The following is a 23,284-nucleotide window of genomic DNA, read 5'->3' on the forward strand; positions in this document are numbered from 1 at the left end:
GGTGGGCAGTCTCAGCGTTTTGAGGTGATGGGCCAGGAGCAGTTCCGGAGCGCTCGTCATGCTCGACCTCCGCCCAGCAGGCTCATGTAGGATGCGGCTGATGTCGTGGCGACGTTCGTGCTGGGCAGGAACGGGTAAACATCCAGATCCAACCTTGGAGGCCTCCGTTCCACCCGGCACAGGATCAAATGCTTGATGGCATCAAAGCTAATTGCTCCGAGGCGCAGCGCATCTTTAATGGCGATGTGCAGCACATCCAGCTCGAAGCGTTCCAGCAGGCGCAGGACCTGCACGTATTCCCGTTTGCCAGCCTTGCCCTGCCGGGCTTCCAAGAGCCGCTGAAGTGTGGCGAAGGCTTCTGGCAGATACCAGCCCTGCAAAGGTGCTGCCTGATCAAAGGCCATGATCTTGCGCTCGATCAGCCGCAGATAATGAACGGGATCGAAGGCTATGTCGCCACTCTCGTAGGACCGGGGATGTTGGGCAATGACATCGGCGGCGCAGCCGATCAAAACCCGATCCACAAATCCCTTAATCCAGACCTCACGATGACCGAAGGCGACAGGCACCGAGTAATCATTGCCGCGATAACGCACCATGGACGTCGACGTGACCTGGCCACTTTGCAGATCACAAGCCTCAAAGGGGGCTGCGGGCAAATCCCGCATCGCGGCCCGATCAGCTTGCAGTCGCTCGCCGATACTTACCTTGTGACCGCGCAAAACATCGCCCTGCCGCTTGCGGCAGGGTGATATTGGGAATTTCTATGGAGCGGGTAACGGGAATCGAACCCGTAACTTAAGCTTGGGAAGCTCGCGTGATACCTTTTCACCATACCCGCAACGACGCCGTGGATACCGTGCCCCCCAACGCCGTGCAACCCCTCTCTCAGCCTTGCGCGCTCAATATATGATCCAGCAATGCCACCGTCGAACCAGATGCGTTTTCGGGATAATCGCCGCCTGACACCGCAGGCACCAGACCGTTGGCAAGTTCTTTGCCCAGCTCGACCCCCCATTGGTCAAACGAGTTGATCCCATAGATCACCCCTTCGACAAACACCCGATGTTCATAGAGCGCCACAATCTGGCCCAGCACATAAGGCGTCAGCTTCTTGTAAACCAGCGTTGTCGACGGGCGATTGCCCTCAAACACCTTGTGGCGCGCCAATTGGTCCAGCTTTTCGCCCGACACGCCCTTGGCCGCCAATTGTGCACGCGCCTCAACTTCGCTGCGCCCTTTCAACAGGGCCTCAGATTGTGCCAGACAATTGGCCACCAGCGCCTTGTGATGTTCCTGCAATGCGGGCTCGTGTCCCTCGCAGCCAACAATGAACTCGCAAGGCACCACCTGACGTCCCTGATGGATCAACTGGTAAAACGCGTGCTGCCCGTTTGTGCCCGGTTCCCCCCAGACAACCGGCCCCGCAACCCGGCTCAGCGCAGTACCGTCAACTGCCACGCGCTTGCCGTTTGATTCCATCTCCAACTGCTGCAAATACGCTGGCAAACGTGCCAGCCGCTGTTCATACGGCAACACAGCGCGGCTGCCATGGCCGCACACTTGCTGGTTCCAGATCCCGACCAACGCCAACAGCACCGGCAGGTTTACCTCTGGTTCAGCCTTACAAAAATGCTGGTCCATCGCCTGTGCACCAGTGAGAAAGCTCTCAAAAGCCGTCGGCCCAACGGCCAGCATCAGCGAAAACCCGATCGGGCCCCACATCGAGTAGCGCCCGCCGACCCAGTCGCCAAATCCAAAAACACGTTCCGCCGGAATGCCAAACTCGGCGCATTTTGCCGGGTCCGACGAAATCGCCACAAAGCGCTCAATCGCCGCCTGTCCACCGGCCCAGGCCAGCGTCGTGCGCGCGTTCAGCATGGTTTCCTGCGTCGTAAACGTCTTGGATGCGACAATTACCAGCGTCGTTTCAGGGTCCAACCCCGCCAGCGTGTCCGTCGCGTCTGCGCCATCGACATTCGAGATGAAATGACACCGCGGACCATCGTGATACGGCGCCATGGCCAATACCGCCATCAACGGCCCAAGATCGGATCCGCCAATCCCAATGTTCACCACATCCGTGATCCGCTTGCCTCCGCCGGGGAATGACCCGTCTCGCACCGCATTGGCAAGTGTCGCCATGCGCGAACGGGTTTCGCGCACCTCGGGCAAGACGTTTTCGCCGTCGACCAGCACCGCGTCACCATCCAGATTGCGCAGCGCGGTGTGTAACACGGCCCGGTCTTCTGTGACGTTGATCTTTTCACCCGCAAACATCGCGTCCCGCTTGGCCGCAACATCCGCATCCTTCGCCAATTGCACCAGCGCCGCGCGCCCCGCCGCATCAATGCTGGTCTTTGAGTAATCAAACAAAAGCCCATCGGTATTCAGTGAAAAATCACCAGCCCGATTTGCATCTTCTGAAAAAAGTGCGGTGATCGAGCGTACCTGTGCCGCATCGCGCATTACATCAAGGGGTTTCCACATATCAGTTCTCCGACCAGTGAATATCCGCGCCCGACAGAATGGCCCTGACCGGGGCCTCTTCAACCGGCAAATGTTTCGCTTTTTCAAGGGCTTCCTTTTTATCGTTACCCTTGATCAGAATGTGTTTTTTCACCGCATCATTCAACACACGCGCCGACATGGTGATGCGGGTATCTGGCAGATCATCCCGCCGCACTGGCAGCAATATCGGCGCATCCGGCGCCAGTGCGGCGCTCAATCCGTCCGAACCGGGGAACAACGAGGCCGTGTGCATATCCGCCCCCATTCCCAGCAACGCCGCCGTAATCGGCAACGATGTCGCAAACCCGCTTTCCAGCTCGGCAAGCACATCCTCGGGCGCATTCGCAGGTGCATAAAGCGGCAAGAACCGCGCCGCCACCGCGCGATTGGTCAACAACCGCGCTTTGATCAGCCGTGCATTTGACCGTTCGTGATCTTCTGGAACCCAGCGCTCATCCGTTAACGTCACATCCACACGTGACCAATCCAGATCCACCGCACTCAGCGCATCAAATACTGGTCCCGGTGTTGTGCCCCCGGCCACCGCCAGCAAAACGCGATCCTCATGGTGTAGCGCCTCTGACAAATCATCCGCTAATGCATTTGCCACGTCGATGGCCATCATCTCGAAATCAGGATATTCTTTAAAATTCAATTTATTACACCTCGCCATTCACGTCCGTCGCGACGTATCATCATCGTTGCATCATCCGGGCCAGCCGAATAGGAATCATAGGGTTTAGGCGCGTCGCCTCGCGCCTGCCAGCCCCGAATAATTGGATCGGTCCAGGCCCACGCCGCCTCGACCTCATCGTTGCGCATGAACAGGGTCTGATCGCCCCGGATCACATCCATAATCAGCCGCTCATAGGCATCAGGTGAATCCGCAGACGGCCCAAGCGCTTCGGCAAAGCTCATGTCCAATGGCACATCCACCAGACGCATGCCCCCCGGCCCCGGATCCTTGATCGTCACACCCAGCGTAATGCCCTCATCGGGCTGCAACTGAATGGTCAACTCATTGTTGTGACGGCCCGCCTCTTGTCCAAAAATTGCATGTGGCGTTTCCTTGAACACCACCGTGATCTCGCTGTCGCGCTCTGACATGCGCTTGCCGGTGCGCAGGTAAAACGGCGTGCCCGCCCACCGCCAATTGTTCAGATGGCATTTCAGCGCAATGAAGCTCTCGGTGCGCGACCGGGGATTGTCCACATCCTCGCGATAACTAGTCGCGCCGTCCGCGGCCGTATACTGCCCCCGCACAATATGATGCGGTTCCACATTGCTCAGCGCGCGGATCACCTTCAGTTTTTCATCCCGCACAGCGTCCGGGTCAAAAAACGTCGGCGGCTCCATCGCGATCAGGCACAATAGCTGCATCAGATGGTTCTGCACCATATCGCGCATGGCGCCCGCGCTTTCGTAATACTCTCCGCGCCCGTCCACACCCACGGTTTCGGCCACGGTAATCTGAATGTGGTCAATATACTGCGCGTTCCATAGCGGCTCAAACAGCATATTGCCGAACCGCACCGCCATCAGATTCTGAACCGTTTCTTTGCCCAGATAATGATCGATCCTGTAAATCTGACTTTCGTCAAAATGCTGCGCCAGCTCCGCGTTCAGCGCCTGCGCCGTCTCAAGGTCGTGGCCAAACGGTTTCTCCACAACCACGCGGGACTGTTCGTTCATCAGCTCATGGTCTTGCAGCCGCATCGACAGCCCGGAGAACAGCCCCGGATCAACCGAAAAATAAAAAGCCCGTACCCGGTCCGCCACCATCAAGCCACTCAATTCATCCCAGCCGCGCGGCCCGTTTGCGTCAACCGACACATAATGCACACAGCGACAGAACGTCTCCACCAAGGAGCGATCCAATGCCAGCTCACCCGCAAATTCGCTCAGCGATTTGCGTACAAACTCACGATAGTCCGCATCGCTCCAGTCACGTCGCGAAGCGCCAATCAGACGCGCGCCGTCAGCCATCTGTCCACTGCAAAAACGTTTGAATAGCGCGGGTAATATCTTGCGCCGTGCTAGATCGCCCGTGCCGCCAAATACCACAAGATCAAACAAGTCCACCGGGATCGTGCGTGATACCATATTCGAATTGCCTCACTCGCCTATACGTCTGTCGCGCAAGCCTGTATTCACCGCTTGAAACACATTCACAACCGCGATTTTGGCCAGATCGTTAGCGCTAACGTTCACCTATCATTTCAACTTTAGCACTGCAAGCACGCTTCACAACTGTGTCAGTGCCCTTCAAAGCGGTTTTCGTTCCACCAAATTTTGGTTAGGACCAGAAAAAAACACGGGGATCACAGGCTTATGAAAGATCAGGGGCAGTTCCAAAAATTTCAGGATCCCTTTGTCACAGCCAAGGGCGAAACTCGCGCCCAGGTGGCTCTAACTGATCCGCAGACACTTTGGTTCAATACCGGTACGCTCTGCAATATCGAATGCGAGAATTGCTATATCCTAAGCTCTCCCACCAATGACGCTCTTGTTTATTTGACCGCGGACGAGGTGACCGACTACCTCGACCAGTTGGATGACAGAAACTGGGCTGTGCGCGAGATTGGATTTACCGGTGGTGAGCCGTTCATGAACCCGGCCATGATCGACATGACCGAACGTGCACTGGCACGTGGTTACGATGTTCTGATCCTCACCAATGCCATGCAACCTATGATGCGCAAACGTGTGCGCGCTGGCCTTTTGGACCTGCGCGAACGCTATGGCGACAAACTTACCCTGCGTATTTCCGTCGACCATTGGAGCGCGGATCTACACGACAAAGAGCGCGGCCGTGGCAGCTTTGCCCGCACACTGGACGGGATGTTCTGGTTGCGTGACAACGGGTTTCAAATGACCGTCGCTGGTCGCACTGTCTGGGGCGAAAATGACGCGCAGTCACGTGCGGGATATGCGGCGTTCTACGCTGAGAATGACTTCAACATCGACGCCCAAGACCCTATGCAAACTGTATTATTTCCCGAAATGGATGAAATGGTCGATGTGCCGGAAATCACCACCGATTGCTGGGACATCCTCGACAAATCCCCCACTCAGGTGATGTGCGCCTCTTCTCGTATGGTCGTCCGCCACAAAGGTGCCGACAAACCATCCGTCATCGCTTGCACCCTACTGCCTTATGATCGTCAGTTCGAATTGGGCCACTCACTGGAAGAGGCCGAAAAACCGGTCCAACTCAATCACCCCCACTGCGCCAAGTTCTGCGTTCTCGGCGGCGCGTCCTGCTCCGCCTGACGCTCCCCGGCGAATCGGGTAAATTGATCTCAGTTCAATTCAGGTGATTTCCAATACTTCGTCCCTGTGGCGTTGGCATTCACGCGCCACCCGGTTTTGCTCAGCGCAAAAAACGACCGCCCTTCGACAAATCGCGCGGTTTCGTTGGCGCTGTCTTCGCCCTGCATGGCCCCTGCATCCGCTGTGGCATCATATCCGTTGATCACAAAACTCTGAAAATCCGCCGCCGTCTCAAACAGGATCACGAATTGGGCCTCAAACCCGCCAATTCCAACCGCCGCCCCAAGGCCTCCGGTACCCATATTCATATAGGTGCGCGCGCCGTCCGGCCCTACCGCCACGCCACGCCCATACCCAGCTGAAAACGGGATCACCGTCACCTGACGCGAGTCAAAGGCGGCATATCCTGCACTGCTTTCATAAAGCGTACCCGCATCCGCATTCTCCGCCAACAAACGCGCCAGTATCTGGTCTGCCATTCCGTCCAGACGCGCACGGGTTTCCTCTGGCGTGGCCTCATTGGACAATAACTCCCCGGTCGAGTCGATCGCGTCGCCTACGGCGGTGGCGCCCTTGCCGATAGCCTCGCCCGTGGCGTCGACCCCTTTACCAATCGCGTCACCTGTGGCCTCAGCGCCCTTCTTGATCTTGTCCAAGAGCCCCCCTTCGGCCAGAACCGGCTCCGCAACCATCAACACACACAACGCCGCCCCGAAAATTCGCATAATCTCTCCTTGGATTTGCTGGCCCACACAGGAACCCTGCCAAAAGATCAACGGCAATTGCAACAATCCTCTGCTCAGCACCAATTTTGACCCCAAAATGCGACACAAAACAGGTCACCAACACTCGGTTATTTATACCTATACAAACCAATAACTTAGCCCCAATTCACCGAAGACTGTGAAACCACCGGCCAAGGCCCATTGCACCCCATATCATGCCTCTGATATACCCTTTGTAACAAGATATTGACCGCCACAAAGAAGCGAGCACAGGACTTGAGCGATACGCCGGAAACCCCTGAAAACGAAGACGAAAAACCTGTTCATGAGCGGATGGTCCACGATGGCCCCACCGTAACCATCGAAGAGGAAATGCGCGCTTCTTACCTCGACTACGCCATGAGCGTGATCGTCAGCCGTGCCATCCCTGACTTACGTGATGGGCTCAAACCGGTGCACCGTCGCATTCTTTATGCGATGCACGAAACCGGCAACACACATGAAAAATCCTATCGCAAATCGGCCCGCCCGGTAGGCGATGTTATGGGTAAATACCACCCGCATGGCGACTCTGCGATCTATGACGCCCTTGTGCGCATGGCCCAGGATTTCTCCATGTCGCTGCCGCTCTTGGACGGTCAGGGCAACTTTGGTTCGATGGACGGCGATAACCCGGCGGCCATGCGCTATACCGAGGTGCGGATGGACAAACCGGCCGCCTTCATGCTGGCCGACATCGAAAAAGAGACCGTCGATTTTCAGGACAACTATGATGGCAAGGACCGTGAACCAACGGTCCTGCCTTCGCGGTTCCCCAACATGCTGGTCAATGGCGCAGGCGGTATCGCTGTTGGTATGGCAACCAACATCCCGCCCCATAACCTTGGCGAAGTGGTCGACGCCACGCTCGCCCTGATCGACGATCCGGACCTGACCAGCGAACAGCTGATCGAATATGTGCCCGGCCCCGATTTCCCCACTGGCGGCATCATGCTGGGCCGCTCCGGCGCGCGCAAGGCGTATCTGGAGGGGCGCGGCAGCGTCATTGTGCGCTCTAAAACCCGTGTCGAGGAAATCCGCAAGGATCGGTACGCCATCGTCATCGACGAGATCCCCTATCAGGTGAACAAGGCCACGATGATCGAACGCATCGCCGAGGCCGCGCGCGAAAAACGGATCGAAGGCATCGCCCATGTTCAGGATGAATCCGACCGTAACGGTGTGCGCGTGGTTGTCGAACTCAAACGCGACGCCACTGCCGAAGTGGTGCTGAACCAACTGTTCCGCTTCACTCCGATGCAGACCTATTTTGGCTGTAACATGCTGGCCCTGAATGGTGGCCGCCCCGAACAGCTCACCCTGCGCCGCTTCCTGACCTCGTTCATCGACTTCCGCGAAGAAGTTGTCGCGCGCCGCACCGCTTATGACCTGCGCAAAGCCCGCGAACGCAGCCACATCCTGTGTGGACTGGCCGTGGCCGTCTCCAACGTGGATGAAATCGTCGCCACCATCCGCAGCTCGGCAGATGCCGCCGAGGCCCGGCACAAGCTGATGACCCGTCGCTGGCCCGCCGCCGACATCGCCGGCTATATCCAGCTGATCGACGATCCGACCCACACCATGAACGACGACGGTACCTATAACCTCAGCGAAACTCAGGCGCGCGCCATCCTTGAGCTGCGTCTGCAACGCCTGACGCAGATCGGTGTCAAAGAGGTCACGGACGAGCTTGAGCAATTGGCCGGTAAGATCAAGGAATACCTTGAAATTCTGTCCTCTCGCGAACGCATCATGGGTCTGATTTCCTCGGAACTCCAAGAGGTCAGAGACCAGTTCGCAGTACCCCGCCGTACCGAGATCACAGACTGGTCCGGCGACATGGACGACGAGGATCTGATCGAGCGCGAAGACATGGTTGTGACCGTCACCTCTGGCGGCTACATCAAGCGCACCCCTCTGGTCGATTTCCGCGCGCAAAAACGTGGCGGCAAAGGCATTTCGGGGATGCAGACCAAGGAAGAGGATGTCGTCACCAACCTCTTTGTGGCCAACACCCATACACAGCTGTTGTTCTTCACGACCGACGGCATGGCCTACAAGCTCAAGACATGGCGTCTGCCCCAAGGGGGCCGCACCGCCAAGGGCAAGGCCATCATCAATATTCTGCCGATCCCCCAAGGGGTCTCGATTGCCGCAATCATGCCGGTGGATGTGCCTGAAAAAGACTGGGCCGATCTGCAAATTGTCTTTGCCACATCTGCTGGAACTGTGCGTCGTAACCGCCTGTCAGACTTCACAAATGTAAAATCCAACGGCAAGATCGCGATGAAGTTCGAGGACGATCACGCCAATACCAAACTGATCAACGCCCGCATTTGTTCCGAGGATGACGACGTTATGCTCGTGACAACTTCGGGCCGAGCCATCCGCTTCCCCACAACCGAAGTCCGCGTCTTCAACTCGCGCGCCTCTGTTGGTGTCCGTGGCATCCGCCTCAATGGCGATGACAAGGTTGTCTCGATGTCGATCATCCGCCACTTCAAGGCCGAAAGCGACGAACGCGCCGCATACCTTAAAATGCGCCGCGCCGTGGCAGGTGTCACCGAAGGCGGCGAAGAAGAAGAGAGCATCGAAGGTTCAATCACTCAGGAACGCTATGCGGAAATGTCCGCCGCCGAAAACCTGATCCTCACCATCACCTCAGGTGGCGCAGGCAAGCTCAGCTCGTCCCATGACTACCCCGTGCGCGGCCGCGGCGGTCAGGGTGTGGCAGCCATGGACAAAGCCATGCGCGGCGGCGATCTTGTTGCCTCATTCCCGGTGGAAATGGGCGACCAGATCATGCTCGCAACCTCAAAAGGTCAATCCATTCGGGTACCCGTCGACGGTATCTCCTTCCGCTCCCGTAGCGCGGGCGGTGTGCGTGTCTTCAACACCGGCAAAGGCGAAGAAGTCGTCTCGGTTGCCTGGATCGCAGAGCAAAACGAAGAAGAAGACGCGCCCGAGGGCGGCGAGGCGGAATAACCCCCTCCACAACGAAACAATCAGGGCGTCCCTCGGGGCGCCCTTTTTCGTTTTTTAGCGGCACACATATCCCGATAACAATCTGGATCCGAGTACGGAAAGATTGGCTTGGGATTTGTGTTGCCTACGCTGTTCGTTTGGAGCCCAATGCGAACGCTGCTCACAACCGCGAGAAGCGACTGCAATTGTGGTATCCATTGTCATTTTTGCGCTTTGGTCCCATTTTTGATAGGCTCGGTCCAGCGGAGATCCACACCTTGGAAAAAGAGCACCACACACGCAAGCTCACCACAATCCTGTCAGCCGATGTTGTGAGCTATTCAAGCCTGATGAGTCGCGATGAAGGCGGCACGCTTGCGGCGCTGCAAACACTCCGACGTACCGAGATTGACCCCCGCATCGCACAGCACAACGGTCGCACCGTCAAGCTGATGGGAGACGGAAGCTTAGTTGAGTTTGCGAGCGTCGTTGATGCGGTTCTGTTTGCTGTCGATGTACAGCACGCTATTGCAAAGTCCCAAAGCACCTTACCCGATGATCAACGCATCCGGTTCCGCATTGGAATCAATGTCGGTGACATCATCGTGGACGACGAAGACATATATGGTGACGGTGTGAATGTCGCTGCTCGTATAGAAGGGCTGGCTGAGCCTGATGGCATATGCATATCCCGCACCGTCTTTGATCAGGTGAACGACAAGCTCGATCTCACCTTTGCAAGCATGGGGCCGCAAAACCTCAAGAATTTGTCAGCTCCGGTAGAGGTCTACAAGATTGAAATCGACGCGCGTTCGCAAGCACTTACCACAAAAACGCCACCTCAGATTGTAAACTCGCAACACAAGGCACCGCGCAATAAGGCAAGGCGTTGGATGCTGGCCGCGGCGATTGTGGTGATTGCCCTCTTGAGTACGATGTATGTCTTGCGACCAGCGACATCAGAACCGCCTGTGATTGCGGTACTTCCTTTTGAAGACTTCAGTAGCGCCGAATACAAAGGTTCGCTAAGTGACGCCGTGAGCGGTGGGATCATCACATCTTTGGCCCGCTTTCCGCAAATGAAAGTGATTTCGCGGCGATCCAGCTTCAAATTCCGGGATTCCGACCTGCGCACCTCTGAAATAGCCGATCAACTGGGGGCTGATTTCATTCTTGAAGGAACCCAACAATATGATGGGAACAGACTACAGGTCACAGCGCAATTGATTGAAGGGGCGACAGAGTTGCACGTCTGGGCCGACGAAGTGGACGTCCCTTTGGAAGACTTGCTCAAAACGAATAACGCAATCAGCCAAAATGTTGCCGGATCCGTTGGGAACACGGTCATCGAGACCGAGGTGGCGCGCATGACAAAAGACGATGTGAGCGCATTGATGATTGCGAATGCCGCACAAAGCCGGATCATGCGCGATTTTAGCCGCGAAAGCCTGTTGAAGAACATCGAAGAACAGGAACGCTCTCTGAGAGATTACCCGGAGTCTGCCTGGGGGCATCTTGGGCAGGCCCTATCGCTGCGGATCGGCTTGCGGTACGGCTGGATCGAAGGCGATGAACAGGAAATACGTAAACGGATGTTTGATCTGGCGCGCCGCGGCGTGGAACTGGATCCAAATAACTTTATGGCTTTTCAGGCGTTGGGGCGGGCCTTGACGATGAACGACAATCCCAAAGCCGCCGCAAACGCTTTCCGCCGCGCGATCGAATTGAATCCGTCATCTTCATTTGCCCGAACGTCGTTGGCGCAAACACTCGGATATATAGGTGAAACGGATGAGGCTTTGGAGGTCATCGCTGAAGCTGAACTTGTGGACCCGTTCTATGGGCATGACATTCTCTGGGAGAAGGCCCGTATTCAATGGCAAATGGGGGAGTGTGACGAGGCACTGGAAACGTTTCAATTGTCGCCGTCAATGCCGAACGCCGCCAACAAAATGTTGGCCGCAATTCATCACTGCCTGGGCAATGCAGACAAGGCGGAACAGGCAATGGCTACCTATGTCGCTGAAAATCCAAATTGGACAGTGTCCCGAGAACGCAGCGTAAACGCAGGCTTGTGGATCGCCACAGGCGTTCTCGACCGATGGCTCGAAGCTATGGAAGCATCTGGCATGCCGGTGTAGACTTGCCAACCCGCAACGGCCGCTTCGCCCCACGAACCCGACCTCTGTAACTCACCTTCAGGCTACTTTCAGTCCAAATTGACAGCGTCACATATTTTGCCGCCGCCCTCTAACGACCGCCCGCATCTGCGCGATAACGGCCTGTGCGCGCTCAGTCTGGCCTTTGTGCAACATCCGTTCGACCAGTGCATTGCCGCTGGCACCTGTTCGGCGTCAAACAAACCCAACTCTGACCGGTCACTCCGGTCAATCAACACATAGCCCAACCGCGTATCCGTCGCGCCCAATTGGTACTTATACTCAGAATTACCATAACCCATATCATAGGTTTCAAACCCGTTTGCGATGGCATATTCCATCGCCGTCAGATGCAGCACCATACCCGGACTAAATCGCTTCTCGTCCGCCACACGCCCCTCCAAAAGCGAGATCATTGTGCGTGACGCCTCATCCGCCACATGAGCGGTTGCGCACACCATGCGCGCGCCATCGAATGCCGCCAGAAGGAGCAGCGCACCTATCGCCTCGGCCCGTTTCAGAAACGCATCATAGCGGCGCACCAACTCGGTCAATTGCGACGCGGTTTTTGCAGTCGCCCATTTCTCCGCATACAGTCCCAGCATCTTTTTGCGCACCATCACCCGCTCTCGCGCTTCGGTGATTACCCGCGTTTCAATGCCCGCCGCCTTCGCCGCACGCATATCCCGCCGCAATCCTTTGCGCGTGCTGCGGCCCAGCCCGGCAATATAGGTCTCGACATCATCCAATACTGGCATCGTCAACGCCAACAACTGATCAACAGTGCGATCATTCACTCGGTACTACGGCCACGTCACTTGGTACTCTGGTGCCTCAAAGGAATTCGCAAAACGCTGCAATCGCTCTGGCACCGCGTCATGGCGTAGCGATAAATGTGACCAGCCTACGCCACTCAGGTACCGCGCAAAATCCGCCAATGCGACGGCTTCAACCTCAAGTGCACAGATAAACCCGCCCCGGTCTGACATACCCTGACGCCCCGCCGAGGTCAGCTCGCTGACCAGTTGACCGCGCGAACTGCTCCAACGCAATGTTTTGGCCAATGGCAAAACTGCGTCAAAACCTGCCGCACCTATCCGGCGCCACCCCAACACAACCCAATCCTGCGCACTCTCGCGCAGAACCGCTTCAAGCCACGGCCATGAAAGAAAAAATCCGGCCTCTGGATCACCCGCATGGGCCGCTTCAAATGCAGGCCGATGTCCCATCAATCCCGCAAAATCCGTGATCGCAACCACCTCTCCCGGTGTTGCAACTTCCTCGTTATGCCCCAACGGGGGCGCAATCGTACTACCGTCCATCATTGCCTTGTCCCAGTGTTCTGGCCTTGGTCAAACATGTGTCGACCAAAACCCTACACCAGGATTAGGGCATCAGTTTGGCGATTTTACAGCCCGTATAGCGCGCCAAACTTGGTCTCAAGATAGGTCAACAATGGCTCGGACGTCGGCTCAATGCCACTCGCATGGCGAATGGTGTCCAGCGGCGTGCGCAGGCCGCCATGGCGCTGCAAATTCTCACGCAACCACGCGGTTGCTACCGATGTATCACCTGCGGCCAATTGCGCATCCAGATCCGGTACCGCGCGGCGCAGGCTCTCGTTCAGGCACCCTGCGTAAACATTTCCCAACGAATAGGTTGGGAAATACCCAAACAGGCCCAACGACCAATGCACATCCTGCAAACACCCGTTGCTGGGTTTATCTACCGCATAGCCAAAATCAGCCTCAAACCGATCATTCCATGCCGCTTCCAGATCGCCTACCGCCAGATCTCCCGCCATCAGCGCACGCTCAAGATCAAAGCGCAGCATGATGTGCAGGTTATACTGCACCTCATCCGCCTCTGTTCGGATGTAACCCTGATGTACGCCGTTTACCGTTTTGTAAAACGCGTCCGCGTCGGCCACACCAAAATCACCAAACACGTCTTTCATCTGACCAAACAACCAACCGGTAAAGGCCTCGCTGCGGCCAATCTGGTTCTCATAAATCCGGCTCTGGCTCTCATGCACGCCCATTGACACACCCTGCCCCAGCGGTGTCAGCAGATAGTCACGATCAATCCCCTGCTCATAAGCCGCATGACCGACTTCGTGGATGGTCGAATAGAAACAGTTGAACGGATCATGCTCGGCCGTGCGTGTGGTAATGCGCACGTCCAGCCCCGAACCGGACGAAAACGGGTGCACCGCCTTGTCAACGCGGCCATGTTTACTGTCATAGCCAAATGCCCGCGCCAATTCGCGGGTCAGCTTCATCTGTGCGCCTTCGGGAAACGTGCCCGTCAACGCAACCGGCGCCTCAGCCGCCAGCGCTCCGGAACGCAGCGCCACCAGCCGCGGGCGCATCGCGTCAAACATCGCACCCAACTCAGCGGCAGTCATTTCCGGCTCATAATCGTCGATCATCGCGTCATAGACATCGCCGCCTTCAGCCAGCGCCTGTCCCTCTTGCCGCTTGAGCGCAACAACCTCTTCCAGCACCGGCACAAACGCCGCCACATCCTCATCGGCCCGCGCCTGTGCCCACAATCCTTGCGACCGGCTTGTCACCTTGGCAATCTCGGCGGCCAGATCGGCGGGTACTTTCATCGTGCGGGCATAGGATTTGCGGACATGGCGCATCTGCGCCTGCCCAACATCGTCGAGACTCGCGTCCTCAATCTCGTCAAGCCACGCACCCACCCGCACATCCACACGGCGCGCGTGCAGAACCTCTTCCATCGCCGCCATTTCTTCGGCGCGCTGCTCGGCGGCACCGCGCGGCATCATGGTCTCCTGATCCCAGCCCAAGCGCCCCGCCACCTGGCCAAGCGCCGTAGTGGTTTTGGTAAAGGCCATCAGATCATCATAAGCACTCATGTCGGCTCATCCTTCCCGGATCGAAGTTACAATTGGATAATGCGACAGATATCGTGCCCGCAGGATTAGAACCCAGACCAGAATGGCCAGCCCCTGATGCACAATGGCAATCTCAACCGGCGCGGCATACAGCACCGTCGCAATCCCCACGACCAGCTGCAAAACAACCGCCGCCATCACCGCATTAAACGCAAACCGGGTCTGTCCATTGGCCGACCCCTGCCCGCGTCGCCAGACAACAATGGCAAAAATCATAAACAAATAGCCCCACACACGGTGCAAAAACTGAATTGGGCCGGGGTCAAGATACCACGCGCCAAAGGTCTGAATACGCGGCGGGAAAACTTGCCCACCCATCAGTGGCCAGTCGGTATAAAACCGCCCCGCATCAATCCCGGCAACCATCGCGCCCAACAGGATCTGCACAAAAACCATATGCAACAGCCCCGTAGACATCGAGAACAGCTTGTCTTCCTTGCCGCGCCGCGCCTGCATCAGATCCCGCTCGGACCGCCCCAGCAACAGCACATACCAAGCAATGAACCCCAGGATAATGAACGCCAGCCCCAGATGGGTGGCCAACCGGTAACTCGCAACCGATGTCATGCCCTGACCAGACGTCACACCAGAGGCCACCATCCACCAGCCCACAGCACCCTGTAGACCGCCAAGCGCACCAATCAGCACCAACCGCCCGGTCCAGCCTGTCGGGATCTGTTTTGTCACCAGGAACCCAAGGAAACCAACCGCCCAGACAAGGCCAATAACGCGCCCGATCTGGCGATGGCCCCATTCCCACCAATAGATGTATTTGAAATCCGCCAGCGTCATCCACTGGTTATCGATCGCCCATTGGTCAATCTGCTTGTACTTATCAAATTCCGCCTGCCAGTCGACCTCGCTCATCGGCGGAATAGCCCCGGTCACTGGGCGCCACTCGGTGATGCTCAGCCCGCTATCGGTCAGCCGGGTTAAACCGCCAACAATGATCATCACACAGACCATCACAAACAGCACAATCAACCACACACGAATGCCGCGCCGCGCGCCCTTGGCGCCCTGATCAATCATACCCGTGGCTTTGGGCGTGTCGATCGGACCAGCCTCACCAACCTCTTCGAAAATACTGCGTTTCTGGCTCATGAGACTCACTCCTGATCGCTGCAAGCGACATTAGGCACGACCTCTCGCGCCTTCAACCAACTAGGTGGCGGTTATTCGCCGCGCTCCTTCCAGCGCACCATTTGTCGCAGCACGCCGTGCAACATCTGCACATCCGCGCGCGTTAACGGCATCCGGCTCCACATATTGCGCAGATTGGTCTTCATCCCTTCGGCCTTGGGGGCGGGAAAAAAGAACCCGGCCTGATCCAGCCGTTCTTCATAGTGGCGCTGCAATGCGTCAATCTCTGCGTTGTTGGCCCAATCCGTCTTGGCCATATCGACCCGCTCCGCCACAACCGTCTCACTGGCGCGCCGCCACTCATAGGCGGTCAGCAACACACATTGCCCAAGGTTCAGTGACGCATATTCCGGATTGACTGGTACATTGATGATCGCATTGGCCTTTGCAATATCGTCATTCTCCAGCCCCGCGCGTTCGGGTCCAAACAACACCGCCACCTTTTCGCCCGCTGCAATCTTCTCCTGCGCCATCTGCATCGCACGTTCCGGAGTCACCACAGGTTTGGTCAACCCGCGCGCCCTTGCCGTGGTGGCAAATACATAATGACAATCCGCGATCGCATCCGACGTGCCGTCATACAACACCGCCTCATCCAAAAGCCGCCCCGCGCCACTCGCCATCGCCACCGCGCGCTCACTTGGCCAACCATCACGCGGGTTGACAACCCGCATCCGGTCCAGCCCGAAATTCCACATCGCACGTGCCGCCGCCCCGATATTCTCACCCATCTGTGGGCGCACCAGAACAAAAGCAGGCTGCGGGGTCTCGCTCGGCATCATCATCTCCACTCGAAAATCAAGCCGCTGATAGCGCCGCACCCCCTCCCACACAACCCATGCCGCTTCCTTTCGCTCCAAATATCCCCGCCGGAAGCTTAAAATCTCTTCCAAGCTCTCCCCACAATCTCCGTCCTTTCACTTCAAATATCCCCACCGGCGCCCTAAAATCCTCCCAACCCATCCAAAAGGAGCCCCCAATGGCCTATGACGAAGGGCACGCAACCCTCATGCGCGACGACCTTGTAGACCTCGCAGATCAGCACATCGTCACTGAAAAAAAGATGTTCGGCGGCCTCTGCTTCATGCTCAACGGCAATATGCTGTGCGGCGTTTCAAAACAGGGGGGCATGTTCCGCGTCGGCAAGAACAATGAAGCCGCCGCACTTGCCATCCCAGGCGTTGACCCACTCTCCTTCACCGGGCGCAAAATGGGCGGGCTGGTGGATGTGAATGACGACCTTATGGGCGACGATACCCGCCGCGCCGCCGTCATGGCCCTTGCGCTCGAATTTGTGGCTGCACTACCTGCTAAGTAGCCAAGCCCGCAAATCCACGCTATAGCGGCGCAACAGACCACAAGGAGCCTGACAATGGCCAATCCCGAGCAGCCCCAGATCTACCTCATCTCCCCACCCGAGATCGAATTGTCCCGCTTCCCCGATCAACTCGCCCGCGTGCTCGATGCGGCCGAGATCGCCTGCGTCCGCCTCGCGCTGGCTACCCGTGACGAAGACCGCCTGTCGCGCGCCGCCGACGCCGTGCGCGAAGTGGCCCATGCCCGTGATGTCGCCATTGTCATCTCTGAACATGTGCTCCTGGCCGAACGGCTGGGCCTTGACGGCGTGCACCTCACAGATGGCGCGCGTTCGGTGCGCAACACCCGCAAAGACCTTGGCAAAGACGCCATTGTCGGCGCGTTTTGTGGCGCCTCCAGTCACGATGGCATGACCGCAGGCGAATTGGGCTGCGATTACATCAGCTTCGGCCCCGTCGGCACGACCCCCTTGGGCGATGGCACCTTGGCCGAACATGACCTCTTTCACTGGTGGTCGCAAATGATCGAAGTTCCCGTCGTTGCCGAAGGCGCGCTTGACACAGACATTATCGCCAAACTCGCGCCCGTGACCGATTTCTTTGGCATTGGCGAAGAAATCTGGCGCGCGGAAGATCCGGTGGCCAAGCTCACCGAGCTGACGGCGGCGTTCCACTAGCGAGAAAAGCCCGCAAGGGCTTGCCGAGCGCCTCCGCCCCGGCCATACCCATACCATGACACAAGAACCCGATATCCTCTGCATCGGCTCCGTTCTCTGGGACGTGATCGGCCGCTCACCCAGCCACATGCGTCAGGGCTCCGATGTGCCTGGCCGTATCACCCGCCTGCCCGGCGGCGTTGCGCTCAATATCGCCATGACACTGGTCCGCTTCCGCCTGCGCCCCGCTCTGCTCACCGCCATAGGGCAGGACGAGGAAGGCCACGAACTGGTGCGTGCCTGTCGCGATCTGGGCCTGATCACCGATCATGTCTACCGCTCGACCGATCTGCCCACCGACACCTATATGGCGGTCGAAGGGGCCAATGGCGTGATTGCCGCCATTGCCGACGCGCATTCGCTCGAAGCCGCCGGAGGCAAGATCCTGCGCGCCCTGAGCGACGGCACACTTGGCTCCGATCTGCACCCCTATGACGGCCTGATCGCCCTTGATGGCAATCTTACCCAGCGCCTGCTGGAACAGATCGCCCGCTCACCCCTCTTTGCCCGTGCCGACCTGCGCGTCGCGCCCGCCTCTCCGGGCAAAGCCGAGCGCCTCTCGCCTTTCCTCACCCACTCGCGTGCCACGCTCTACGTGAACCTCGAAGAGGCCGGGCTGCTCTGCCAGACCGAATTTGACAGCTCCGAAGCCGCCGCGCGTGGCCTTCTGGAACGCGGCGCCCTGCGCGCCCTTGTCACCGATGGCGGCAATTCCGCCTCCGACGCCACACCAGATGGCATCCTTACACAAACACCGCCCTCGGTCCTTGTCACCCGCGTCACCGGCGCGGGCGATACATTTATGGCCGGCCATATCGCTGCCGAGGCCGCTGGCGCAGATCGCGATGCCGCCCTGACCCGCGCTCTCAAAGCTGCCGCCACCTACGTTTCCGGAGAACACGCTACATGACCGTCCCCACTGCACCTGTCACCCTCGCGCCCGACGTTATCGCGGCCAAGGCCAACAACACCCCAATCGTCGCTCTGGAAAGCACGATCATCACCCACGGTATGCCATTTCCGCAAAACCTCGACGTAGCCCGACAGGTCGAAGCCGACATTCGTGCAAAAGGTGCCGTGCCCGCCACCATGGCCGTGCTCGACGGAACCCTGCATGCGGGCCTCACCGGTCACCAGCTTGAATCACTGGCACAGGCCAAAAACGTGGCCAAGCTTTCGCGCGCCGACATCGCCGCCTGCATGGCCACTGGCGGCACCGGGGCCACCACCGTTGCGGCCACAATGATTATCGCGCGCCTCGCCGGGATTGACGTTTTTGCCACCGGCGGAATCGGCGGTGTGCACAAAGGGGCCGAGACCAGCTTTGACATTTCCGCCGACCTCACCGAACTGGCGCAAACCGCCGTCACCGTCGTCGCCGCCGGGGCCAAGGCCATCCTTGATGTGCCCAAAACCCTCGAAGTGCTTGAAACCGGCGGCGTGCCCGTCATCGCTTACGGGCAAGACAGCTTCCCCGCCTTCTGGTCCGCACAATCCGCCCTCGCCGCGCCCCTGCGCATGGACCGCGCAGCTGACATCGCCCGCGCCCATCTGATGCGCGCCGAACTGGGTCTGCCCGGTGGCCAGCTGATCGCCAACCCGATCCCAACCAGCGATGAGATCTCGGCCGAAACCCTCGCCCCCGTGATCGCGCAAGCCACGTCCGAGGCCGACGCTCAGGGCATCACCGGCAAGGGCGTCACCCCCTTCTTACTGCAACGCATATTCGAGCTGACCGAGGGCCGCTCACTGACCGCAAATATTGCGCTCGTGCGTAACAACGCTCGCCTCGCCGCCGATATTGCCCACGAAATCAACATAGCGCGCTCCAAGGCGTAACATTTCCAAAGCTCTGCCAAAGTAACGTTCTGAAAAAATGCCCCGCCTCGAACGTGAGCGGTGTTTTTTCAGGGCGCAATTGCTGTTTAATTATAATATCTTAGAATCCCAAATAGCCGTTTCTGCATGACGACCAATGTCAGCTATCGGCTATTTCGCCGAGCCGTTTGACCAGCACCAGGATGAGCACCCCCGCCATTAAAAGAAACACCGCACCCAAGATCCATGCGATGGGTGTAGAGAAGATTTCAGCGACAGTTCCCGCCAAAATCAAACCCAACGCGGCCCCCAACTGTTGGATCAGCGACCTCAAAGACAGCATGGTCGACCGCTGACGGTCTTCTACACAGCGATGCAGAATGCTGCTGGCGGGCGTTTCGCAGATACCAAGGATCACGGAATACAGCGCAAACACCATCACAAAGCCGACGATACTGCCTTGCAACGCCATTGCGACCTGAACGCCTGCAAGACAACCAAAACTTACCGCCAGCGTCATGGCATGCCGCCGCTTGAATATCCGGCTGATGTGCGGTGACAGAAATGCACCAAAAGCGATGGAGAAAAAATAGAGCGCAGTCACGATACCAATGAAAGTGTTCGCGTAACCCTCTTCTAACATAGGTTTGGCGTGGGTTGGCCAGATCACCTCAACTGGGTTGGTGGCCATCAGAAAAAGCGCCAGCGCTGCCAAAAGTACCGACAGCGTGGGATGTTTCAGAGCCAAAACACTCGCATCCCTTATCACCGCCGGGACATCAGCAAAGCCGCGCAAAAGGGCGCTGAACTCCCTCGGACGCGGCTTCTCGACAATGGCCAACTTCGTGAAAACAAACACACCTAGCATCACACCGACGCTGGCCATGTAGGACACATCATAAATGCTAAACCCAAGTGTGTTGGCGACCTCTCCCAAAAGGTCGGGCAGAAGCCCCCCCAAGACGGCGCCAACGGCCAGCCCCAAGGCATTGGCCCATTGCGCTTTGGCCAATGCGGGCTGAACATCCACATCGGGCGCGGCGGCCTTGAACGTTTCGACAAACCACGCATCAAGTGTGCCCGATCGAAGCGCACGCCCAAAACCGATGAACGCAAAAGAAAGTGCGAGAACATAGAAATCGCTGGTCGAAAGAAAGAGAACAAGTGAAATCAAGCTTGCCACAACCGCCGTCAAAAAGACCGGCTTGCGGCCAATACTGTCGGCAAGACCACCAAACGGCAGTTCCATCGCCATTGTGGTAAGAGAGTAAACCCCGAAAAGAAGCGAGATTTGAACGAGGTCCATGCCACGGTCAACCAGTGCCAGTGCAACAACGGCAACTGTCAGTCCCATCGCAAAGCGGTCAAGGAACTGGTGTACCTGAAACACGCGAATGTGGCGTCGCGCGGTTTCATTCAATGCTAAGAAAGAAAACTCAATTTCGGGGCCCATTTTTTTAGCATCGACGTTGCTGTCGACATGCACAATAGATTAAGCAGGCCAGAACCAACAGCGGACGTTCGTGCAAGCGGCCCAAAGGACTGTTTCTGCCTAAAAAACACACACGCACACACCCAAAATACACAAATTTATAGTGTTTTTGCACTGGCTGCGACACCATATCCATCAAAGCAGGGCTACCCGACGCGCCATTCAACGTGCAGTCGACAAAAAATCAAAGGGTTAGCAGGCTGGCAAAGGTCAAACTATCTCTCACTCCACAGTTGAAGCCCGGCCCTGAACCTCGTAACTAAGGGCTGGCTCAACCGGAAAAGATGATGAACACACCATTTGACGAACAGCCCCCCCACAAACCGCGCGCCGGTTTCTTTGGCAGTTTGCGTTCCAGCTTTCTGACAGGTATTGTCGTCATTCTGCCTATCGGGCTGACCATCTGGCTGATCTGGTCGCTGATGGGCTGGGTCGATGGCTTTGTTTTGCCGCTGGTGCCGGACCGGTTCACGCCTGAACCCTATATCGGCATCAACCTGCGCGGCGTTGGCGTGATCATCTTCCTGATTTTCACCATCGTGGTCGGCTGGATCGCCAAGGGCCTGATCGGTCGTTCGCTCCTGCTATGGGGTGAAAGCATCGTCGACCGTATGCCGGTCGTGCGTTCGATCTACTCCGGTGCCAAGCAAATCGCCGAAACCGTGTTTGCCCAGACCGAACGCAGCTTTGAAAAGGCATGCCTGATCGAATACCCGCGCCGCGACATCTGGGTCATCGGCTTTGTTTCCACCAACGCCAAGGGCGAAGTGGCTGAAACCACGCCCACCTCTAGCCCTTTGATGAGCATCTTTGTGCCCACCACACCAAACCCCACATCTGGCTTTCTCTTGTTCCTGCCCAGAGACGACGTGATTGAACTGGAGATGTCCGTGGAAGAGGCCGCTAAACTGGTGATCTCTGCCGGGCTGGTCTATCCCAACCCCAAAGATCCGACCAAGCCGCCCGAAGAATAGGCCATATTGTACTGGCTTGCAGGTCATATCAAACGCAACCCACAACTGCGCTGGCACTTGCCTGACAGGATATTCTTTGGCCGTGGGGCCTGTCACATCCTTGCGGGCACCTATCTGAAAACCGCTCCCTTACCCGGCTTTCATGCCGAAATGATTCAACCCGCGGCTGGTTTCTCGGGCAGTCATATCTTTGTCACTGACGGCCATATTGCCTTTGATTTCCACGGCTACAGCATACGTGACCGCCTGCTGGTGCAGCATTGGCGCGGGTGGCGCGCCCGCTACCCAGACTGGCACGGCACCGTCACATCCGTCACCTTTGACCTGCTCGACACCCGCGCGCTCAACACACGCAAATTCCTCGGGCCGGCGCAATATTATGGCAACGTCAAAACCCGCGCAGGTGCGTATCTTACCAAAATCGACCACATCGCCAATTACACCCGCGCCGCTCAACTCAACTAACCGGCCCCAAGGCCCAATCACACCACAAGATCATCATTCGCCAATGACGGCTCAAACGCATCTTTTGGCAACAGGCGGAACGACGTCCCGGTCATATTGGCAGACAAAATCCGATCACACCGAAACACCCTTGGCCCCTGTCGCAGATGATCAAACGCCACCACATACCAAATCGGATATTTCAACAACAGGTAATGCGGCGCGATCTCCCGCTCTGACACCACGCCATCCTCTCGTTGATATCGCATCCCCAGCACCTCTTGATCAACAAATGCCTGATGCAGCGCCCGCACCACCCGTTTCGGCGGCGCCTTGGCGCTTGTCTGCACGGTGGTCGACGCGGTCACACCAATCAGGATACGTGATTTCAACCGGTTCACCCTGGCTCTTTTCTCCGGCGAAAAGGATGCCACCAATTGGCGCCGCACCGCGCCAAGGCTGGCCAGAAACATAGGCGAGTCCATGCGTTCGGCCACTGCAATACTGATCAACAGATCAACCGCCTCGCCATAAGCAAGGTTCACCCGGCCCACACCCCAGTTACGATCCAGCCGCACACCACCACCGCGCCCCCGGTCCGCATCAATCTGCATCCCCTGCTCGCGCATCAGCTCCAAGTCACGCGCGATCGTGCGTGCACTGACGCCATGTTCAGCCGCAAGGGCTTTGACTGTGCAATGCACATCCTCTTTGAGCTGCGCGGCAAGCAACTCTATCCGTCTTATCCGATCATATGTCTTTGTTCGCGCCATGCATCAAATAGGAC

General features: G+C 57.6%; 20 protein-coding genes, 1 tRNA gene and 1 pseudogene. 9 read left to right on the forward strand and 13 right to left on the reverse strand.

Annotation, left to right across the window (positions count from 1 at the left end):
• Nucleotides 1–56: 56 nt before the first annotated feature.
• The 5 genes and pseudogenes from CLV88_RS20265 to zwf all read right to left on the reverse strand — a co-directional run.
• Nucleotides 57–746: pseudogene (locus tag CLV88_RS20265) on the reverse strand (Mu transposase domain-containing protein); the annotation flags it as partial.
• A 21-nt stretch (nucleotides 747–767) separates the two neighbouring features.
• Nucleotides 768–841 (reverse strand) — tRNA-Gly (locus CLV88_RS20270).
• Nucleotides 842–888: 47 nt separating this feature from the next.
• Nucleotides 889–2,490 carry a glucose-6-phosphate isomerase gene (pgi, locus tag CLV88_RS20275; RefSeq protein WP_106610232.1) on the reverse strand — a complete coding sequence of 534 codons (1,602 nt, stop codon included), beginning with the start codon at nucleotides 2,488–2,490 and terminating at the stop codon, nucleotides 889–891.
• Nucleotide 2,491: 1 nt separating this feature from the next.
• On the reverse strand, nucleotides 2,492–3,166 hold the full coding sequence (pgl, locus tag CLV88_RS20280; protein WP_106610233.1) for a 6-phosphogluconolactonase: 675 nt from the start codon (nucleotides 3,164–3,166) through the stop codon (nucleotides 2,492–2,494).
• On the reverse strand, nucleotides 3,163–4,614 hold the full coding sequence (zwf, locus tag CLV88_RS20285; RefSeq protein ID WP_106610234.1) for a glucose-6-phosphate dehydrogenase: 1,452 nt from the start codon (nucleotides 4,612–4,614) through the stop codon (nucleotides 3,163–3,165). The genes pgl and zwf overlap by 4 nt, the downstream gene beginning before the upstream one ends.
• Before the next feature lie 228 nt (nucleotides 4,615–4,842).
• On the opposite strand from zwf, the gene CLV88_RS20290 reads away from it, so the two are divergent.
• Nucleotides 4,843–5,784, forward strand: a complete 942-nt coding sequence (locus CLV88_RS20290) for a radical SAM protein (RefSeq protein WP_106610235.1) — start codon at nucleotides 4,843–4,845, stop codon at nucleotides 5,782–5,784.
• A 29-nt stretch (nucleotides 5,785–5,813) separates the two neighbouring features.
• Here CLV88_RS20290 and CLV88_RS20295 read toward each other — a convergent pair whose 3' ends face one another.
• Nucleotides 5,814–6,509, reverse strand: coding sequence for a lipid-binding SYLF domain-containing protein (locus tag CLV88_RS20295; protein WP_133170016.1), 696 nt, complete (start codon nucleotides 6,507–6,509; stop codon nucleotides 5,814–5,816).
• A gap of 276 nt (nucleotides 6,510–6,785) precedes the next feature.
• On the opposite strand from CLV88_RS20295, the gene gyrA reads away from it, so the two are divergent.
• Both gyrA and CLV88_RS20305 read left to right on the forward strand, forming a co-directional pair.
• Entirely contained in the window at nucleotides 6,786–9,533 is a 2,748-nt protein-coding gene (gyrA, locus tag CLV88_RS20300) for a DNA gyrase subunit A (protein WP_106610237.1), read from the forward strand.
• A 257-nt stretch (nucleotides 9,534–9,790) separates the two neighbouring features.
• Complete coding sequence (locus CLV88_RS20305) at nucleotides 9,791–11,653, forward strand: adenylate/guanylate cyclase domain-containing protein (RefSeq protein WP_133170017.1); 1,863 nt, start codon at nucleotides 9,791–9,793, stop codon at nucleotides 11,651–11,653.
• Nucleotides 11,654–11,721: 68 nt separating this feature from the next.
• Here CLV88_RS20305 and CLV88_RS20310 read toward each other — a convergent pair whose 3' ends face one another.
• The 5 genes from CLV88_RS20310 to CLV88_RS20330 form a co-directional block, all read right to left on the reverse strand.
• Entirely contained in the window at nucleotides 11,722–12,468 is a 747-nt protein-coding gene (locus CLV88_RS20310; protein WP_106610239.1) for a GNAT family N-acetyltransferase, read from the reverse strand.
• A gap of 6 nt (nucleotides 12,469–12,474) precedes the next feature.
• Entirely contained in the window at nucleotides 12,475–12,996 is a 522-nt protein-coding gene (locus tag CLV88_RS20315; RefSeq protein ID WP_106610240.1) for a GNAT family N-acetyltransferase, read from the reverse strand.
• Between the two features lie 83 nt (nucleotides 12,997–13,079).
• Nucleotides 13,080–14,555, reverse strand: a complete 1,476-nt coding sequence (locus CLV88_RS20320; protein ID WP_106610241.1) for a carboxypeptidase M32 — start codon at nucleotides 14,553–14,555, stop codon at nucleotides 13,080–13,082.
• 6 nt (nucleotides 14,556–14,561) lie between these two features.
• Nucleotides 14,562–15,698 (reverse strand): heme A synthase, encoded by a 1,137-nt coding sequence (gene ctaA / locus CLV88_RS20325; RefSeq protein ID WP_106610242.1) that lies wholly within the window; start codon nucleotides 15,696–15,698, stop codon nucleotides 14,562–14,564.
• A 71-nt stretch (nucleotides 15,699–15,769) separates the two neighbouring features.
• On the reverse strand, nucleotides 15,770–16,516 hold the full coding sequence (locus CLV88_RS20330; protein ID WP_106610299.1) for an RNA methyltransferase: 747 nt from the start codon (nucleotides 16,514–16,516) through the stop codon (nucleotides 15,770–15,772).
• 200 nt (nucleotides 16,517–16,716) lie between these two features.
• On the opposite strand from CLV88_RS20330, the gene CLV88_RS20335 reads away from it, so the two are divergent.
• From CLV88_RS20335 to CLV88_RS20350, 4 genes are read left to right on the forward strand one after another with little or no spacing between them, the layout of a single operon-like run.
• Nucleotides 16,717–17,055 carry a TfoX/Sxy family protein gene (locus CLV88_RS20335; protein ID WP_106610243.1) on the forward strand — a complete coding sequence of 113 codons (339 nt, stop codon included), beginning with the start codon at nucleotides 16,717–16,719 and terminating at the stop codon, nucleotides 17,053–17,055.
• 54 nt (nucleotides 17,056–17,109) lie between these two features.
• On the forward strand, nucleotides 17,110–17,730 hold the full coding sequence (locus CLV88_RS20340; protein WP_106610244.1) for a thiamine phosphate synthase: 621 nt from the start codon (nucleotides 17,110–17,112) through the stop codon (nucleotides 17,728–17,730).
• A 55-nt stretch (nucleotides 17,731–17,785) separates the two neighbouring features.
• On the forward strand, nucleotides 17,786–18,679 hold the full coding sequence (locus tag CLV88_RS20345) for a PfkB family carbohydrate kinase (protein ID WP_106610245.1): 894 nt from the start codon (nucleotides 17,786–17,788) through the stop codon (nucleotides 18,677–18,679).
• Entirely contained in the window at nucleotides 18,676–19,608 is a 933-nt protein-coding gene (locus CLV88_RS20350; RefSeq protein WP_106610246.1) for a pseudouridine-5'-phosphate glycosidase, read from the forward strand. The genes CLV88_RS20345 and CLV88_RS20350 overlap by 4 nt, the downstream gene beginning before the upstream one ends.
• Nucleotides 19,609–19,747: 139 nt before the next feature.
• On the opposite strand, the gene CLV88_RS20355 is transcribed toward CLV88_RS20350, so the two are convergent.
• Nucleotides 19,748–21,040 (reverse strand): MFS transporter, encoded by a 1,293-nt coding sequence (locus CLV88_RS20355; protein ID WP_106610247.1) that lies wholly within the window; start codon nucleotides 21,038–21,040, stop codon nucleotides 19,748–19,750.
• Nucleotides 21,041–21,366: 326 nt separating this feature from the next.
• On the opposite strand from CLV88_RS20355, the gene CLV88_RS20360 reads away from it, so the two are divergent.
• Nucleotides 21,367–22,053, forward strand: a complete 687-nt coding sequence (locus tag CLV88_RS20360; RefSeq protein ID WP_106610248.1) for a DUF502 domain-containing protein — start codon at nucleotides 21,367–21,369, stop codon at nucleotides 22,051–22,053.
• A gap of 6 nt (nucleotides 22,054–22,059) precedes the next feature.
• On the forward strand, nucleotides 22,060–22,518 hold the full coding sequence (locus CLV88_RS20365; RefSeq protein ID WP_106610249.1) for a hypothetical protein: 459 nt from the start codon (nucleotides 22,060–22,062) through the stop codon (nucleotides 22,516–22,518).
• 17 nt (nucleotides 22,519–22,535) lie between these two features.
• Here the strand turns inward: CLV88_RS20365 and CLV88_RS20370 are convergent, their stop codons facing one another.
• A complete protein-coding gene (locus CLV88_RS20370; protein ID WP_243403748.1) occupies nucleotides 22,536–23,270 on the reverse strand; it encodes a helix-turn-helix transcriptional regulator in 735 nt (244 codons plus the stop codon).
• Nucleotides 23,271–23,284: the final 14 nt, after the last annotated feature.

The sequence above is a fragment of the Shimia abyssi genome (genome assembly GCF_003014475.1).
GTDB lineage: Bacteria > Pseudomonadota > Alphaproteobacteria > Rhodobacterales > Rhodobacteraceae > Shimia > Shimia abyssi.

What these genes read in the sequence shown, in the direction of transcription:
- pgi (WP_106610232.1), bottom strand. Translation starts at nt 2,490, where the DNA reads ATGTGGAAACCCCTTGATGTAATGCGCGATGCGGCACAGGTACGCTCG.
- zwf (WP_106610234.1), bottom strand. Translation starts at nt 4,614, where the DNA reads ATGGTATCACGCACGATCCCGGTGGACTTGTTTGATCTTGTGGTATTT.
- CLV88_RS20290 (WP_106610235.1), top strand. Translation starts at nt 4,843, where the DNA reads ATGAAAGATCAGGGGCAGTTCCAAAAATTTCAGGATCCCTTTGTCACA.
- CLV88_RS20295 (WP_133170016.1), bottom strand. Translation starts at nt 6,509, where the DNA reads ATGCGAATTTTCGGGGCGGCGTTGTGTGTGTTGATGGTTGCGGAGCCG.
- CLV88_RS20315 (WP_106610240.1), bottom strand. Translation starts at nt 12,996, where the DNA reads ATGATGGACGGTAGTACGATTGCGCCCCCGTTGGGGCATAACGAGGAA.
- CLV88_RS20320 (WP_106610241.1), bottom strand. Translation starts at nt 14,555, where the DNA reads ATGAGTGCTTATGATGATCTGATGGCCTTTACCAAAACCACTACGGCG.
- ctaA (WP_106610242.1), bottom strand. Translation starts at nt 15,698, where the DNA reads ATGAGCCAGAAACGCAGTATTTTCGAAGAGGTTGGTGAGGCTGGTCCG.
- CLV88_RS20330 (WP_106610299.1), bottom strand. Translation starts at nt 16,516, where the DNA reads ATGCCGAGCGAGACCCCGCAGCCTGCTTTTGTTCTGGTGCGCCCACAG.
- CLV88_RS20335 (WP_106610243.1), top strand. Translation starts at nt 16,717, where the DNA reads ATGGCCTATGACGAAGGGCACGCAACCCTCATGCGCGACGACCTTGTA.
- CLV88_RS20340 (WP_106610244.1), top strand. Translation starts at nt 17,110, where the DNA reads ATGGCCAATCCCGAGCAGCCCCAGATCTACCTCATCTCCCCACCCGAG.
- CLV88_RS20345 (WP_106610245.1), top strand. Translation starts at nt 17,786, where the DNA reads ATGACACAAGAACCCGATATCCTCTGCATCGGCTCCGTTCTCTGGGAC.
- CLV88_RS20350 (WP_106610246.1), top strand. Translation starts at nt 18,676, where the DNA reads ATGACCGTCCCCACTGCACCTGTCACCCTCGCGCCCGACGTTATCGCG.
- CLV88_RS20355 (WP_106610247.1), bottom strand. Translation starts at nt 21,040, where the DNA reads ATGGGCCCCGAAATTGAGTTTTCTTTCTTAGCATTGAATGAAACCGCG.
- CLV88_RS20360 (WP_106610248.1), top strand. Translation starts at nt 21,367, where the DNA reads ATGAACACACCATTTGACGAACAGCCCCCCCACAAACCGCGCGCCGGT.
- CLV88_RS20370 (WP_243403748.1), bottom strand. Translation starts at nt 23,270, where the DNA reads ATGGCGCGAACAAAGACATATGATCGGATAAGACGGATAGAGTTGCTT.